Here is a 16,730-nt window from a genome sequence, read left to right on the forward strand (position 1 = left end):
TCCGTGGCGACGGCGACCCTGCTGTTGCCGGCACGCAGCCGCTTTGCGGTGGCTGCACTGCCGGATGACGTGGCGCGTGCCCTGGGCCGTGCCACCACCTCGCAGGGCGACGCCGGTGAACGCGCGCAGCTGCTGCGCCACTTCACGGTCGCCGCGCCGCACTGGCCGGTAGCCGCGTTGACCCGCCAGCGTGACGTCGGCGATGCCGCCGGCGCCTGCTGGCTGCGTGCCGATCCGGCCTGCATGGTGCCGGACATGCATGGCGCGCGCATGATGGGCCACGGCGAAACGCTGCAGCCCAGCCTGGCCGATACGTTGGCCCTGCTGCCCGTGTTGCAGCCGCTGTTTGCGGATGCAGGCTTCGTGCTGGATGCACCCGACCCTTCGCGCTGGTACCTGCGGCTGCCTATCGGTACCGAGCTGCCGGAGTTCGACGGCCCTGATGAAGTGCTCGGTGATGATCTGTTCTCGCATCTACCTGAGGGCGAGGCGGGCCGCCGCTGGCGTGCATTGATGACGGAAGCGCAGGTGCTGCTGCACACCCATTCGTGGAACCAGCAGCGCGCCGCACAGGGGCAGCAGCCGATCAATTCGCTGTGGTTCTGGGGCGGTGGCGTGATGCCGGTATCGGTAGCCACGCCGCATGCGCAGGTGCGCAGCCGCGATGCGCTGCTGCAGGGCCTGGCCCAGGCCGCAGGCGTCGCGGTGGATGGTGAACAGTCGGTCGATGCACTGGTCGACCTGCGCCAGCTGCGCTCGCTGCAGCAACTGGGCAACGATGCGATCCGGCCGCTGTTGGCAGCGCTCAAGCGTGGCGAGCTGCAACGGCTGGTGCTGGATTTCGAGGACGGCCTGCAGTTCCAGCTGGACAAGGGGCAGCGCTGGCAGTTCTGGAAGAAGCCGCGGCAGCTTCACGACGCTTGAAAGAAGCGGTATCGCCGGGCCATGCCCGGCGGATGCGCTATCGAACATCGGTGACATAGGTCGGCAACTGCCAGTGCCTGCGGCTCGGGCCGGTGCAGTAGTGACCGACAAACTCCGCGCTCAGGCTCAGACGGGTTCCATCCCACGCCCAATGCCGGCTCGTACCGCAGGCATCCGAACCGGCCACGAACCCTTCTTCAAGGAACACGGCATGCGGGTAGAGCGGAAACAGCGGGGTCCGGGCGATCAGCGTGGGTGCGAAGGGGGGACGGTCGCGGATCAGCCACGTACCCGCGGACACGATGTAGCGGCCGGTTGCACAGCTCAACATGGCAAGTACATGGGTGGCATCCACCCGTTCGATGCGTAGTTGGCGCGACGACATCCGTCCGCAGGCGTCCCGCGCGGCGGCCACCGGTTGCAGTTGCTGAAGCAGCTCTGCCCGCTCAGCCAGCTGCCCATCGTCTTCATGTGCTTCGACCAGCAGGGGCGGTGCCTTCAGGGGTGGCGCGGCTACCGCGGCCGGCACCTTGGATTCCGGCTGTGCGCCCTTGCGCACCAGTGCGCCTGGGGTATCCAGCCGACCTTGTGCCTCGTCCATCTTCAGCAGCAACGTGCGAATGCCGCGATCTGACAGTGGCCACGCGTGGCCTGAAGCGTCGCTCATCTCGATGCGCCTGCCAGCCAGCAGTGCATCGATCGTCGCTGTCACATAGTGGGCGGGCAGCTCCAGGCCAAGGTCGAGCGCGTCGCTGTGGCCAATGGCGCCGAGGTCCCTTCCGTCCACGCGCAGTCGCAACGTCCCTTCGGGTGCCACCGCCACAGGGGTACGCGGCGCGTCCTCGGCGCCCTCGGCCATTGACAGCCGTGCGGTGACCGCGGTCTGCGGCCCGCCGGCACGTTCGAGCAGCACGCTCAGCATCAGCGGTGCCAATGGACCGTAGACTGCCAGCCGGCAGGTGCGCGTGTTGTCGCAGGCCAGCACCCCGTCACCCTCGACGAACGATGTGCCAAGCGGTTCAGCGGCCGAGGCAATCGACGCCAGAGTGAGGGAGGCCAGCAGCAGCGGCGTGCGTAACAGTGAAGATGCGCGCACTCAACGAACCTCGCTGACCAGCGTCGGCAGCGTCCAGTGCCCGCCCGGCATGCCACGGCACAAGCCGGTACTGAAGGCACTGCTGGGCTGGAATCTGCGGCCATCCCAGGCCCAGTCCGAGCCGGAAACGCAGTCGCCGATGCCGCGGCCCTTGTAGCGTGCGTACAGCGTGCGCTCGACGCGCGAGAAGCCCTCCGCTTCCAGCGTCACCGTCTGCGGGGCGTAAGGGGGCTGGTCGCGTGCGATCCAGAAACCATTGCTGTAGTTGTACGCACCCATCTGGCACAGCGCCTGCACCAGCACATGGCTGTCGTCCAGTCGCTCGATCACCATCTCCGGGGTTCCCTTGTACTCGATCAGGCGCGGGCAGTCGTCGCTGTCGCCGAGCGTGGCAATCAACGCGTCGCGCAGCGCTTCGCTGCTGCCCAATGCGCTATCTTCGGCGCGTGGGGCCGTCAGCGCCGCGCTCACGATCACAGGCTTGACGCGCGCAGGCGGCACGCTCGCTTCGGCACGCGTCCCACGCCGTATCAGGGCGCCGGGCGTGCCCACGCGCCCTTGTGCCTCGTCCATTTTCAACAGTACGGCGGCGGCACCACGATCGGAGATCGGCCAGCGCGTGCCCCTGCTGTCGATCACCTCGATGCGTGCCTGGCCGGGCAGGGCGGCGAGCAGGGCTGCAACCTGCGCCGGTCGCAGCGTCACGGCTTCGTCGGCCCCGGTGTCCTGCACAGTGCCCAGATCGCGGCCATTCACCTGCAGGCGCATCGCGCCTTCAGGCATCGCACTTTCGCCATCCTCACCGACCCGCAGCCGCGCCTTCACTGCCGTACCGGGACCACCGGCACGTTCCAGCATCAGGCCCATCAGGCTGTCTGCGTTCTCCGGGCCATAGCCGGCGGCGCGGCAGGTGCCGGTGTTGTCGCAGGCCAGGAACCAGTCGTGGTGTACGAACTCGATACCGGGTTCCAGCGGCGTGTTTCCGGCGTCGGAAGCAAGGGGCAGCAACAGGCTGGCTAGCAGTGCGGACAGCGGGCGATACATGGCGGATTCCGATTCAGAAGCGAACAAGCATGGGCGATCAGCACGCCTGCGCCAAGCCCGCGCAGAGCCTGACACGCCGAGCGGGGTATCATGCGCGGGTCTTCCGTAACCCGGCGATGCCGATGTCCCTTGCCGCCGATGCTGCGCCGCTGTGCTCTGATTCGCCGATGATCCGCCGCCGCGATGCGGTCGCGCCCGGTAGCTGGCCGGATGGCACGCTGCCACTGTTGGCGCGTCTGTACGCCGCACGCGGTGCGCACACCCCGGAGCTTGCGCTGCCCAAGTTGGGCAACCTGCACGCCCCCGAACTGTTGACCGGCATCGACGCGGCGGTGGATCTGCTGGTGCAGGCCATTGCTGCGGACAAGCGGATCCTGGTGGTCGGTGATTTCGACTGCGACGGCGCAACCGCCTGCGCGGTCGGTGTGCGTGGTCTGCGCATGCTCGGTGCGCAGCATGTCTTTCACGCAGTGCCCAACCGAATGGTGCACGGCTACGGTCTGTCGCCATCGCTGGTGGACGAACTGGCTGCGCTGCAGCCGGATCTGCTGGTCACCGTCGATCACGGCATCGCCTGCCATGCCGGTGTGACTGCGGCCAAGGCGCGTGGCTGGCAGGTGCTGGTGACCGATCACCATCTGCCCGGTCCGCAGCTGCCACCGGCCGATGTCATCGTCGACCCCAATCTGGACGGCGACGCCTTCCCCAGCAAGTCGCTGGCCGGCGTCGGCGTGATCTTCTATGTGCTGATGGCGCTGCGCCGGCAGATGCGCGAAGCGGGAGTGTTTGCCGATGGCAAGGGGCCGGACCTGACCACCTTGCTGGATCTGGTGGCGGTGGGCACCGTGGCCGACCTTGTTGCGCTGGATGCCAACAACCGCGCCCTGGTCAGTGCGGGTCTGCGCCGGCTGCGCAACGGCCAGGGCTGCGCCGGCCTGAAGGCATTGATCGAGGCCAGCGGCCGCGACGCCGCACGCCTGACCGCTACCGACATCGGCTTCGGGCTCGGCCCACGCTTGAACGCGGCCGGTCGGCTGGAAGACATGGCACTGGGTATCGCGCTGCTGCTCACCGAAGATCCACGGCAGGCCCGTGACATCGCGCAGACGCTGGAACAGATCAACGCCGAGCGGCGTGCGGTGCAGCAGTCGATGACCGATGACGCCGAACAGGCGCTGTCGCGGGTGGTGCTCGATACCGCTGGGCAGCGACCGGTGGCGGCTTGCCTGTTCGATGCCGATTGGCACCCCGGTGTGGTGGGCCTGGTCGCATCGAAGATGAAGGATCGCCTGCACCGTCCGGTGATCGCGTTCGCGCCGGCCGAGCCGGGCGCCGACACCCTGCGCGGTTCAGCGCGTTCGATCGCAGGCCTGCATATCCGTGATGCGCTGGCGCTGGTCGATGCACGCCATCCCGGCTTGATCGAGCGCTTCGGTGGTCACGCAATGGCTGCGGGCCTGAGCATGCGACTGGATCATCTGGCCGACTTCGAAGCCGCTTTCGTCGCCACCGTGCTGGAAATGCTCGACCCGGCTGCACTGCAGCAGCAGGTGCTCAGTGACGGCGAACTGGCAGCGGACGAGCTTGATCATCGCCATGCCGATGCCCTGCGCCTGGCGGGGCCATGGGGACAAGGCTTCCCCGAGCCGCTGTTCGACGGCCACTTCGAAGTGGCCAACTGGCGCGTACTGAAGGAGCGGCATCTGAAACTGGAGCTGCGCCTGCCCGGCGTTCCGGGCATGATCAACGCGATCCATTTCGGTGGCTGGCACGGCAATGCACCCGGCAAGCATGTCCACCTGGCCTATCGCCTGGCCTGCGATGACTATCGCGGTGGCGCAGCGATCCAGCTGATCGTCGAGCACTGCCTGCCCGCATGAAGAAAGGGTGCGTCAGCGGACCTCGCTTACCCGCGTCGGCAGCTCCCAGGTTCCACCGGGTACGCCACGGCACAGGCCGCCGCTGATCGCCGAGGTCGCGACGAAGCGCGTGCCATCCCAGGTCCACGTTTCATCCGACACGCAGTCGGCCAGGCCACGGCCCTTGTGCGAGGCGACAATCTGCCCGTCGCCGTAGTCGATCGCGTCGCTGGTCACCCACTGCGGCTGGTAGGGCGCTTTCTCACCGATGACCCAGTAGCCATCGCCGGTGTTGTAGGCGGTGCGCCAGCAGGGAACGTTGACCAGCAGATGCTTGGCATCCAGACGTTGGATCTGCAGCGGCGAATTGCTGATCGGAAGATCCGGGTCGGCGTCCAGCAGGCCTTCGCAGCTGGGTTCTTTCAGGGTGGCGCGCAGCGCTGCACGCAGCGCCGGTGAAGCGGCCAGCTTGGCAAACGCCGGGTCGTCCGGTGGCGTCGACAAGGTCGGCGCCTTGCGCACCACGGGTTTGGCGACGGCGGCCGGCACGCTGCTTTCGGCGGCAGTACCCTTGCGCATCACCGCGCCCGGCGTACCCACGCGGCCCTGGAACTCGTCGCTCTTCAACAGCACTGCTGCTGCACCCTTGTCCGACAGTGGCCACGCATGGCCGGCCGCATCGACAACCGTGATGCCGCCATCGCGCACCAGCGCCGACAGCACTGCGGCGGTCTGCGTCGGGCTCAGCGCATAAATGCCTGTGTCCTTGGCCGGCGCCAGCACGCCGAGATCACGCTGCTGGATGCGCAGGTGCAGCGCGCCCTTGGGCTGCGGCTGGTCATCGATCGGCTGCAACGACACGCGGCCGTTGATGGCCTGATCGGGGCCACCCTTCCGCGTCAGCAGCACGCTCAGGGTGCTGTCATTGCCACTGGCATAGCCGGCCGCGCGGCAGGTGCGGGTGTTGTCGCAGGCCAGGACCCAGTCGTGATGCTGGAAATACAGCCCGGCAGGCGCGTCGACGGCGCCGGCGGCCAGTGGCCAGCACAGGGCCAGCAGGGTGGGAAGCAGGGGAGAACGCATGGGCATTCTTGCTTGCGCGGGATCGGGAGGTCGCACATGGTGCGCCCAGGGGCGGCGAAGAGCCAGCATCGAATCGCGTTAACCCCATCCACCCGTTTGGTGCGTTCTAGCAATCACGATCCCATTGGAGTCCTGTCATGGTCTTCGTCCGTTGCTGCACCGTACTGCTGTTGGCCCTGGCAACCTGGCCGGCATCGCCCCAGGCGGCGCGTCGTCCGGCACCGCCGATGACGTCTACGCCGCTGCTGATCGCACCCGCGGCGGAACAGCCCGTGCAGCTGCGACAGGCGCGCATCGAGGGCGAGGTGCAGGCCGGCATCGCCCAGACCCGGATCACCCTGGAGTTCCACAACCCCAACCAGCGCGTGCTGGAGGGTGAGCTGCAGTTCCCGCTGGGCGAGGGCCAGCAGATCACCGGCTTCGCCCTGGACATCAATGGCGAGTTGCGCGAGGCGGTACCGGTGCCCAAGGACCGCGGTCGCCAGGTGTTCGAGGAGATCGCCCGTCGTGGCGTCGATCCGGGCCTGCTGGAGCAGACCGCCGGCAACCAGTTCCGGCTGCGCGTGTATCCGCTGCCGGCAGGCGGCAGCCGCCGCGTGCAGCTGGTCGTACGCGAGCCGCTGGCATACGCCGGGCAGGGTTGGCGTTGGACGCTGCCGCTGCAGTTCGTCGCCGGCGCTGCTGCCGTTGAACTGGACGTGCAGGCACCGAAGGGTGCTGATGCTGGCAGTGCACCATTCCGCATTGCCGATGGTCGCCTGCACTGGCAAGGTCGGGGCGCACAGTTGCCGGCCCAACTGCAATGGACGTTGCCGGCCGAGCGCAAGGCACAGGTGCAGGTTGCACGCTGGCAGGACGGTCACTATCTGTTGGCACAGCTGCCGGTGCCGACGTCGGCCGCGCCGCGCCGTGTGCCGTCGGAAGTGGGGCTGCTGTGGGATGGTTCCGGCTCCGCAGGCCAGCGTGATCGCACCCGCGAGTTCGCGCTGCTCGATCGCTACTTCGCTGCGATGGGCGAAGGCAACGTCGCGCTGACGGTGCTGCGTGATCGTGCCGAGCCTGCGCGACGTTTCCGTATCCGCGGCGGCGACTGGAGTGAATTGCGGCGGGCATTGATGGCGGTGCAGCCGGATGGTGCAAGTGCACTGGCGCAATGGCAGCCGCTGCCCGAGGTGAAGGAATACCTGATGGTCAGCGATGGCCTGCTGACCTACGGGCCGGAAGCACTGCCGGCGTTGGCCGCCGACCAGCGCCTGTTCGCGATCAGCAGTGCTGGTGCACGCACCGATGCCATCCGCCTGCGTGGTTGGAGCGAGGCGCATGCAGGTACTTTCGTGGCGCTCGGCAGCGATATCGATGCCGCCGCGCGGGAACTGCTGTCGGTACCGCTGGATGTCCAGATCGATGCCGGCCGCGGCGTGCAGGATGTGGTGATCGACCGCCGCAGCCAGGGCCAGGGCTGGCTGTGGTTGCATGCGCGGTTGGCGGCCGAAGGCGTGCCGATGCGGGTGCGCGTGGCCGGTGGCGAGTGGCAGGCACTGCCCGCGGCGCAGAAGAACGAAGACGGTGATCTGCTGGCCGGCCTGTGGGCACAGGCACGCCTGCAGCAGTTGTCGACCGATCGACGAAGCAACCGCGAGGCGATGCAGCGGCTGTCGCAGCAGTTCAGCCTGGTAGGCCCGGACACCTCGCTGATCGTGCTGGAAACCCTGGACGACTACCTGCGCTATGCGATCCGTCCCGCAGGCGCCCTGCGCGCGCAGTACGACCAGCGCTTCGCTCGTCAGGTCGCAGACCGCGATGCGGCCGACCGCCAGCGCCTCGACAAGGTGGTGACGCAGTGGCAGCAGCGCCAGCAGTGGTGGAATCGCAGTTGGCCGAAGGGTGCACCGCCGCAGGCGGATTCGAAGGCACTGGAGGTGGCGGCCGGCGCCCCGCCGGCACCCGTAGCGATGCTGGTTGCTCCGGCACCGGCCGCAGCGGAGATGCAGTTGAATGCAGCCACTGCGCGCCAGCGTTCGGTCGCACGCCCGGCACCGGCGCCAATGCAGGAAGCGGCCGCCGATGCGATGGCGGCCGAGCCGGCCGCCGCCAATGACGGCCAGCTGGGAATCAAGCTGGCTGCGTGGCAGCCGGATTCGTCGGTTGCCCGCCGCCTGCGCCAGGGGCCGTCGTCGCAGCTCTACGACCGCTATCTGGCCGAGCGCGCTGCGAACGCCAACAGCAGCGCGTTCTTCCTCGACGTGGCCGATCTGTTGATCGAACAGGGGCAGCGCGATCTTGCCCTGCGCGTGCTCTCCAACCTGGCCGAGATGGATCTGGACAACCGCCATCTGCTGCGGGTGCTCGGCTACCGGTTGCTGCAGGCCGACGCTCCGGCGCTGGCGGTGCCGGTGTTCGAGCAGGTGCTGGCGATGGGGCAGGAGGAACCGCAGAGCTTCCGTGACCTTGGCCTGGCGCTGGCCGCAGCGGGCAAACCGCAGCTGGCGCTGGCGCCGCTGTACCAGGTGGTCGTGCGGCCGTGGGATGGTCGTTTCGACGGCATCGCGCTGATCGCCCTGGACGAGCTGACCAACCTGGTGGCCGGCAGCAAGCCGCGGCTGGATACCAAGAGCATCGACCCGCGCCTGCTGCAGGCGATGCCGCTGGACCTGCGCGTGGTGCTGGCCTGGGATGCCGACAACAGCGACATGGACCTGTGGGTGACCGACCCGAACGGCGAGCGTGCGTACTACGGCAACCGCCTGACCTACCAGGGCGGGCAGATGTCGCAGGACTTCACCGGTGGCTATGGTCCGGAACAATTCTCGCTGCGCAACGCCAAGCCGGGCAAGTACAAGGTGGAGGCGAACTACTTCGGTAGCCGCCAGCAGCTGGTGACCGGTGCGACGACGCTGATGCTGCGCCTGACCACCCATTGGGGTACGCCGAAGCAGAAGGACCAGATGGTGACGATGCGGCTGAAGGACCGCGCCGAGACCGTGCTGGTGGGCGAATTCGAGGTGAAGTAGAGCCACGCCATGCGTGGCTGTCGCAGCCCTCGCCTTGTGGAACCGAGCCTGGCTCGGTCCCACAAAAGGATGTGCGCACCTTCGCGATGTTCGTGGCGCTGGAGCACTTTGCCAGCTGGTTCGGTCGGCGCAGACAGGGCGAGCCTGCTGGCCGAGCCCGACGTCGGCCCGCCGGTCGAGTCGGTCGATCGTCCCGACCATTTCCTGGTGCGCAAGCTGGGCAAGGAGTTCCTGGTGGCCACGGCCGACGATCGAGCCGCTGGATGGCGGCGAGGCCTTGCTGCACATGGCTGACGGGGCCCGGGTGCCGTGCAGCCGGCGGCAGCTGCCGCTGCTGCGTCAGGCCCTGGGCGGATAGGGGTGTGGCGGGGCGGGACTGGCTTCTGCGCCGGTTCACCCCGCCCTGCGGTATCATTTGCAGTCATCTTTTGAATGTATAACCGCCGACATGATCGAACTGAATCCTGTCCGCCAGCGCATCGCCGATCTGACCGATCGCGTGTTGTCGCTCCGGGGGTATCTTTGACTACGACGCCAAGAAAGAGCGTCTTGAAGAAGTAACGCGGGAGCTGGAAAGCCCCGACGTCTGGAACAACGCCGAATACGCCCAGAACCTGGGGCGCGAGCGCTCGACCCTGGAAAAGACCGTGGGCGGCATCGCCGCGGTGCTGGAAGGCCTGAGCGACGCCACCGAACTGCTGGAGCTGGCCGAGTCCGAACAGGACGAGGACACCGCGCTGGCCGTGGTGGCCGACCTGGACAAGCACCAGGCGCACGTGGAGAAGCTGGAGTTCCAGCGCATGTTCTCCGGCCAGATGGACACCGCCCCGGCGTTCGTCGATATCCAGGCCGGCGCCGGTGGTACCGAAGCCCAGGACTGGGCCGAAATCCTGCTGCGCATGTACCTGCGCTGGTGTGAATCGCGTGGCTGGAAGACCGAGCTGATGGAAGTGTCCGGTGGCGACGTCGCGGGCATCAAGTCGGCCACGCTGCGCGTGGAAGGCGACTACGCCTACGGCTGGCTGAAGACCGAGACCGGCGTGCACCGCCTGGTGCGCAAGTCGCCGTTCGACTCGGACAACCGCCGCCATACCAGCTTCACCTCGGTGTTCGTGTCGCCGGAAGTGGACAACAACATCGAAATCGACATCAATCCGGCCGATCTGCGTACCGACGTGTACCGCTCCTCCGGTGCCGGTGGTCAGCACGTCAACAAGACCGAGTCGGCGGTGCGTATCACCCACATCCCGACCAACACGGTCGTGGCCTGCCAGACCGGCCGCAGCCAGCACCAGAACCGCGACAACGCGATGAAGATGCTGGCCGCCAAGCTGTACGAGCTGGAAATCCAGAAGCGCAACGCCGAGCGCGATGCGGTGGAAGCCACCAAGTCCGACATCGGCTGGGGCAGTCAGATCCGCAACTACGTGCTCGACCAGAGCCGTATCAAGGACCTGCGCACCGGCATCGAGCGTTCGGATACGCAGAAGGTGCTCGATGGTGACCTGGACGAGTTCGTCGAGGCCAGCCTGAAGGCTGGCCTGGCGGTTGGCTCCAAGCGCATCGATGCCTGATGCGTGCCCGGCGACAGCGGTACCGTCCGCTGCCCGGGCCCTGCGTTGCGGGACGTCATGGGCGTCCCGCAATGCTGTTGATACCTGCAGGGCAGGGTGATGATGCGCAGTGAAGCCGAACGCAAGGAACTGGGTGGCTTTCTCAAGGCCTGCCGCGCGCGGGTCGACCCAGCAACGCTTGGGCTGCCGGCGGGACGCAGGCGCACGCCGGGTCTGAAGCGCGAGGAAGTCGCGCTGGCGATCGGGGTCAGCGTCAGCTGGTACACCTGGATCGAGCAGGGCCGCGAAGTGCGGGCCTCGCCCGAGGTGCTGGAGCGCCTGGCGCAGGTGCTGCGGATGAGCGACGACGAGCGCGCCTACGCGTTCGCGCTGTCTGGCTACGGGGTGCCGCTGGAATCGCCCGACGAGACGGTGACCGATGGCCTGCGACAGCTGGTGGAGGCGATGCAGCCGATCCCGGCCTACGTGCGCAATACCCGTTTCGACATACTGGCCTGGAATCCGGCCATCGCAGATCTGTTTGTCGACTACGGTCAGTTGGCGCCGCATGAGCGCAATACGCTGCGGCTGATGTTCCTGTATCCGCCGTACAGAACGTTGATTCTCAACTGGGAAGAAATGACCCGCGGGCTGCTGGCCAGCTTCCGTGCGGCGATAGCACAGGCGCCGGACAAGGTGCCGTTCCTGGCGCTGGCCGAGGACATCGGCACGCACAGCGAGCAGTTCCGCCAATGGTGGCCAGAGCACGATGTGCGTCGTTTCGACGAAGGTGCCAAGAAGCTGAACCATCCCACGCGCGGACTGCTGGACCTGCAGTACGTGGCGTTGGTGCCGGAGAGCCGGCACGACCTGTCGCTGGTGACCTACCTGCCGCGAAGGTAAAGCGTTTGGCGGGGCGGTGTCGGATTGCCGCGATCGAGTAGATCCACGCCATGCGTGGATGCTTTTCGATTTCAATTCGAGATATTCGATCTCGATGGAAATTCATCCACGCATGGCGTGGATCTACTGTGTCGACCAAGGTCGACACCTACCAACAGCCGCGGGAAATTGTCGAAGGTAGGGCGCAGCCCCGCCGATAACCCCATTCAGGCAGGTAAGTGCAGGTCACAGGATAAACAGACGCCTTGTTGCCTTTGCCGATCGGGTCCACATTCCTTGTCAGGAAACGGGCAGCCGCCCGTTGTCGAGACAACAGGAGACCTGCATGTCCACTTCCCCCGCTGCCATTTCCCGTGATCCGGCCACCGGCCAGCAGATCGCCAGCCACCCCTTCGCCACTGACGCCGAGCTGGAAGCGATCCTTGATCGTGGCCAGGCGGGTTTTGCTGCCTGGAGTGCGCAGTCACTCGAGCAGCGCGCGGGCGTGCTGCGTGCGATGGCGGCCGTGCTGCGTCGCGACCGTGAGCCCCTGGCGGCGCTGGCCACCGCCGAGATGGGCAAGGTCCACGCCGAGTCGCTGGCCGAGATCGAGAAGTGCGCGGTGTTGTGTGACTGGTACGCCGACAACGGCGCGGCGTTCCTGCGCGACGAGCCGACCGCGGTGGCCGACAACAAGGCCTATGTCTCCTACCTGCCGCTGGGCGTGGTGCTGGGCATCATGCCGTGGAACTTCCCGTACTGGCAGGTGATGCGTGCGGCCGTGCCGATCCTCATGGGCGGCAACGGCTTCCTGCTGAAGCCGGCCGAAAACATCGTCGGCACCGCCGGGCTGCTCGCCGCTGCGTGGCGCGATGCGGGCCTGCCGGAGGGCACCTTCATCGCTGCCAACATCAGCCGCGAGGGCACGAGCGCCGCCATCGCCGATGACCGTATCGCCGCGGTGACCCTGACCGGCAGCGTCGCCGCCGGGCGCAGCATCGCCGCGCAGGCCGGGCAGGCGCTGAAGAAAGTGGTGCTCGAGCTCGGTGGCTCGGATCCGTTCATCGTGCTGGCCGATGCCGACCTCGATGCCGCGGTCGATGCTGCTGTGGCCTCGCGCTTCCAGAACACCGGGCAGGTGTGCATTGCCGGCAAGCGCATCATCGTCGAAGAGTCGGTGTATGAGCGTTTCGTGGCGCTGTTCTGCGAGCGGGTGCAGGCGCTGACCGTCGGCGATGGCCGGGAAGCCGGCAACCGGATCGGCCCGATGGCCCGGCAGGACCTGCTTGAACAGCTTGATGCGCAGGTGCGCGCCTCGGTCGAGGCCGGTGCGCAGCTGCTGGTGGGCGGCAAGCAGCTTGATCGCCCGGGCAGCTTCTACGCACCCACCGTGCTGGCCGGCGTCGAGCCCGGAATGCAGGCGTTCGATACCGAGACCTTCGGGCCGGTGGCATCGATCAGCCGTGCGCGCGATGCCGACCATGCGGTGGAGCTGGCCAACCAGAGCGAGTTCGGGCTCAGCGGCAATCTGTGGACGGGCGACCACGCCCGTGCGATGCAACTGGCGCGCCGGCTGCAGACCGGCGGCGTGTTCGTCAACGGTTTCTCGGCCTCCGATCCGCGCGTGCCGATCGGCGGCGTGAAGAAGAGTGGCTTCGGCCGCGAGCTGTCGCACTTCGGTATCCGCGAATTCGTCAACGCGCAGACGGTGTGGTTCGACCGCCGTTGACGCGGGCCATCCACGCTTGCTGTCAGCATCCCTGCAACGTTCCATCATCACGCACTGCGAGAAGGACGTCATTCCATGTCCAAGGGTTCCGATCTGCTCGTCGCCGCACTCGAAAACGAGGGCGTCGAGCGCATTTTTGGCATTCCCGGTGAAGAGAACCTCGATGTTGTCGAGTCGCTTCGCCACTCCAGCATCGAGCTGGTCATCACCCGCCACGAACAGGCTGCCGTGTTCATGGCCGCCACCTACGGCCGCCTGACCGGCAAGCCCGGCGTGTGCCTGGCCACGCTCGGCCCGGGTGCACTGAACTTCACCACCGGTGCCGCCTACGCACTGCTCGGCGCGTGGCCGGTAATCATGATCACCGGGCAGAAGGGCATCGTTGCCAGCAAGCAGGCGCGCTTCCAGATCGTCGACATCGTCAGCACGATGAAGCCGCTGACCAAGTCGGCGCGGCAGATCGTTTCGGCGCGCACCATCCCCACCATCGTCCGTGAGGCCTTCCGCACGGCGCTGGAGGAGCGCCCCGGGCCGGTGCTGCTGGAGCTGCCCGAGGACATCGCGGCGATGGAGGTCGAGGACGTCGCGCTGATCCCGCCACACCCGGTGGATCGGCCGATTGCCAGTCCCGAGGCGCTGGACCGCGCGGCGCAGATCATCCGCGACGCCAAGCGGCCGCTGCTGGTGATCGCGTCGGCGGCCTCGCGGCCGCAGTCCAGCGAGGCGCTGTCGGCCTTCGTGCTGCGCGCCGGCATTCCGTTCGTCACCACGCAGATGGGCAAAGGCGCGGTGGCCGGTGGCTCGGGCCTGTACATGGGCACGGCGGCATTGAGCGAGCGCGACTACGTGCACATGGCCATCGACCAGGCCGACGTGATCGTGACCATTGGCCACGAGGTGACGGAGAAGCCGCCGTTCGTGATGCGCCCGGGTGGCCGCACGGTCATCCACATCGGCTATTCGCAGGCCGCGGTCGAGCAGGTGTATTTCCCGCAGGTGGAGGTGATCGGCGATATCGGCCGCTCGCTGACCCTGCTGGCCGACCGTATCGAAGGCAAGGTCGACAACGCCGCTGCGCTGTTGCCGTTACGCGCGACGATCCTGGAACACATCGCCGATCGCGCCGAAGAGGCCGGCTTCACGCCGCAGCGTCTGGTGCATGACGTGCGCCAGGTGATGCCACCGGACGGCATCGTGGCGCTGGACAACGGCATGTACAAGATCTGGTTCGCGCGCAATTACCGCACCCAGGTCGCGAACACGCTGCTGCTGGACAACGCATTGGCGACGATGGGTGCGGGCCTGCCGTCGGCGATCATGGCCTCGATCCTGTACCCGCAGCGCCGCGTGCTGGCGGTATGTGGCGATGGCGGTTTCATGATGAACAGCCAGGAGCTGGAGACGGCGCGTCGGCTGGGGCTGAACCTGGTGGTGCTGATCCTCAACGACGGTGCCTACGGCATGATCCGCTGGAAGCAGGCGGTGGACGGCTTCGCCGACTACGGCATGACCTTCGGCAATCCGGACTTCGTCAAATACGCCGAGGCCTATGGCTGCCAGGGGCATGAGGTGACGGCCATCGAGCAGTTCATTCCAACGCTGGAAGCGGCGTTCACCGCGGGCGGCGTGCACCTGGTGTCGGTGCCGATTGATTATTCGGAGAACCAGCGGGTGCTGGTGGACGAGCTGCGCCAGGCGTTCCCCGGGAACGGGTGAATCCGGGGCATGGCCCGGTAGGTGTCGACCTTGGTCGACACACGATGAATCGCCAACCTGGGTTGGCGGCTACCGGAGTAGGGGCGGCCCACGGCCGGGGAGGGGCCGCCCAGGGGCCGGGGCAGGGCGCTTTTGGTATGCTGGGCAACCGGCTGTGCCGGGCGCAAGACTCCCCCTCACTACACGATTCCCGCAGATCCATGAGCGAAGCTACCGATACCCCCCCCGTCGACGAAAACAAGTTGATCGCCGAGCGCCGTGAGAAACTCAAAGCGCTGCGTGGGCAGGGCGTCGCGTATCCGAACGACTTCCGTCGCGAGGACTTCGCCGGCAGCCTGCAGGACGAGTTCGCCGATGCGGAGCAGTGGACCGCCGAAACCCTGGAAGGCAACGGCCGCCAGGTGAAGATGGCCGGTCGCCTGATGGCCAAGCGGGTCATGGGCAAGGCCAGCTTCGCCCAGATCCAGGACGAATCCGGCCGCATCCAGCTGTTCCTGCAGGGCAGCGTGCTGGGCGATGCCTACACCGCCTTCAAGGGCTGGGACGTGGGCGACATCATTGCGGTCGAAGGTGGCCTGACCCGTACCAAGACCGGCGAGCTGTCGGTCAAGGCCGAGTCGATCCGCCTGCTGACCAAGTCGCTGCGCCCGCTGCCGGACAAGTGGCATGGCCTGGCCGACGTCGAGCAGCGCTACCGCCAGCGCTATGTCGACCTGATCGTGACGCCGGAGTCGCGCGCGGTGTTCATCAAGCGCTCGAAGATCATCCGTGCGATGCGTGCATGGCTGGACAACCGCGACTTCCTCGAAGTCGAGACGCCGATGATGCATTACATCCCCGGCGGCGCGGCGGCCAAGCCGTTCACCACCCACCACAACGCGCTGGACCTTGACCTGTACCTGCGCGTGGCGCCGGAGCTGTACCTCAAGCGCCTGACCGTCGGTGGCCTGGAGCGCGTCTACGAAATCAACCGCAACTTCCGCAACGAAGGCGTCAGCACCCGCCACAATCCGGAATTCACCATGATGGAACTGTACGAGGCGTATGCCACGTACAACGAGATCATGGACCTGACCGAAGGCGTGATCCGTGACGTGGCCCAGGCGGTGAACGGCTCCACCACGGTTGAGTGGGACGGCGCGAACATCGACCTGGGCCCGGCGTTCCGCCGCTGGCGCATGGACGAGGCGGTACGCCACCACAACCCGGAAATTTCCGCGGCCGACTGCACCGACCGTGACGCACTGCTGCGCCATTGCGAGCGCTTGAAGATCCGCGTCAAGCCATCCTACGGCTGGGGCAAGCTGCTGCTGGAGATCTTCGAAGCCACCGTCGAGCACACCCTGATCCAGCCGACCTTCATCACCGATCACCCGGTGGAGGTCTCGCCGCTGGCCCGCGCCAACGACAACGATCCGGGCTACACCGACCGCTTCGAACTGTTCGTCAATGGCAAGGAACTGGCCAACGGCTTCTCCGAGCTGAACGACCCGGAAGACCAGGCCCAGCGTTTCCAGGCGCAGGTGGCGGCGAAGGAAGGTGGCGACGACGAGGCCATGCACTACGACGCCGACTACATCCGTGCGCTGGAGTACGGTATGGCGCCGACCGGCGGCCTTGGCATCGGCGTCGACCGCCTGGTGATGCTGCTGACCGGCAGCAGCTCGATCCGCGACGTGCTGTTGTTCCCGTACATGCGTCCGGAGCAGTAACCGGCTTTTTCCGACGTCTGTTTGTGCGCGCCGTCTCGATTTGAGACGGCGCGATTGACGCGTCCCGCACTCGGCGTATCGTTATTGCACAACCTTGACACCGGCTATGGCTTGATGGCGT

General features: G+C 67.0%; 11 protein-coding genes and 1 pseudogene. 9 read left to right on the plus strand and 3 right to left on the minus strand.

Translation table 11 applies throughout. The annotated features are described in order from the left end of the window. Window positions 1-3: 3 nt before the first annotated feature. Entirely contained in the window at window positions 4-924 is a 921-nt protein-coding gene (locus WKB25_RS08355) for a phosphoglycerate mutase (protein ID WP_340569946.1), read from the plus strand. A gap of 37 nt (window positions 925-961) precedes the next feature. Here WKB25_RS08355 and WKB25_RS08360 read toward each other — a convergent pair whose 3' ends face one another. Together WKB25_RS08360 and WKB25_RS08365 are read right to left on the minus strand one after the other, a co-directional pair. After that, window positions 962-1,909 carry a DUF1176 domain-containing protein gene (locus WKB25_RS08360; protein ID WP_340569947.1) on the minus strand — a complete coding sequence of 316 codons (948 nt, stop codon included), beginning with the start codon at window positions 1,907-1,909 and terminating at the stop codon, window positions 962-964. A gap of 111 nt (window positions 1,910-2,020) precedes the next feature. Beyond that, the gene (locus WKB25_RS08365) at window positions 2,021-3,064 is read right to left on the minus strand and encodes a DUF1176 domain-containing protein (RefSeq protein ID WP_340569948.1); all 1,044 of its coding nucleotides are present in this window, start codon (window positions 3,062-3,064) and stop codon (window positions 2,021-2,023) included. A 122-nt stretch (window positions 3,065-3,186) separates the two neighbouring features. Between WKB25_RS08365 and recJ the strand changes: the two genes are divergently transcribed. After that, window positions 3,187-4,944 carry a single-stranded-DNA-specific exonuclease RecJ gene (recJ, locus tag WKB25_RS08370; RefSeq protein WP_340569949.1) on the plus strand — a complete coding sequence of 586 codons (1,758 nt, stop codon included), beginning with the start codon at window positions 3,187-3,189 and terminating at the stop codon, window positions 4,942-4,944. Window positions 4,945-4,956: 12 nt separating this feature from the next. Here recJ and WKB25_RS08375 read toward each other — a convergent pair whose 3' ends face one another. Continuing rightward, complete coding sequence (locus WKB25_RS08375) at window positions 4,957-6,006, minus strand: DUF1176 domain-containing protein (protein WP_340569950.1); 1,050 nt, start codon at window positions 6,004-6,006, stop codon at window positions 4,957-4,959. 137 nt (window positions 6,007-6,143) lie between these two features. Between WKB25_RS08375 and WKB25_RS08380 the strand changes: the two genes are divergently transcribed. The 7 genes and pseudogenes from WKB25_RS08380 to lysS all read left to right on the plus strand — a co-directional run bounded on the left by WKB25_RS08380 (window position 6,144) and on the right by lysS (window position 16,609). Continuing rightward, the gene (locus tag WKB25_RS08380; RefSeq protein WP_340569951.1) at window positions 6,144-9,017 is read left to right on the plus strand and encodes a VIT domain-containing protein; all 2,874 of its coding nucleotides are present in this window, start codon (window positions 6,144-6,146) and stop codon (window positions 9,015-9,017) included. Between the two features lie 65 nt (window positions 9,018-9,082). Next, window positions 9,083-9,375 (plus strand): annotated as a pseudogene (locus WKB25_RS08385) (LytTR family transcriptional regulator); the annotation flags it as partial. A gap of 90 nt (window positions 9,376-9,465) precedes the next feature. Beyond that, window positions 9,466-10,591 (plus strand): peptide chain release factor 2 gene (gene prfB, locus WKB25_RS08390; protein WP_099818762.1). Its coding sequence is split into 2 segments (ribosomal slippage): window positions 9,466-9,540 and window positions 9,542-10,591, totalling 1,125 coding nucleotides; the frame shifts between segments, so codons are not numbered across the junction. 99 nt (window positions 10,592-10,690) lie between these two features. Then, window positions 10,691-11,473, plus strand: a complete 783-nt coding sequence (locus tag WKB25_RS08395; RefSeq protein ID WP_340569952.1) for a helix-turn-helix transcriptional regulator — start codon at window positions 10,691-10,693, stop codon at window positions 11,471-11,473. A gap of 325 nt (window positions 11,474-11,798) precedes the next feature. Next, complete coding sequence (locus WKB25_RS08400; protein WP_340569953.1) at window positions 11,799-13,181, plus strand: NAD-dependent succinate-semialdehyde dehydrogenase; 1,383 nt, start codon at window positions 11,799-11,801, stop codon at window positions 13,179-13,181. A gap of 75 nt (window positions 13,182-13,256) precedes the next feature. Beyond that, window positions 13,257-14,897, plus strand: a complete 1,641-nt coding sequence (locus WKB25_RS08405; RefSeq protein ID WP_099818359.1) for an acetolactate synthase large subunit — start codon at window positions 13,257-13,259, stop codon at window positions 14,895-14,897. Between the two features lie 200 nt (window positions 14,898-15,097). After that, complete coding sequence (gene lysS, locus WKB25_RS08410) at window positions 15,098-16,609, plus strand: lysine--tRNA ligase (RefSeq protein WP_340569954.1); 1,512 nt, start codon at window positions 15,098-15,100, stop codon at window positions 16,607-16,609. Window positions 16,610-16,730: the final 121 nt, after the last annotated feature.

It is taken from the genome of Stenotrophomonas sp. G106K1, from assembly GCF_037969685.1.
GTDB lineage: Bacteria > Pseudomonadota > Gammaproteobacteria > Xanthomonadales > Xanthomonadaceae > Stenotrophomonas > Stenotrophomonas lactitubi.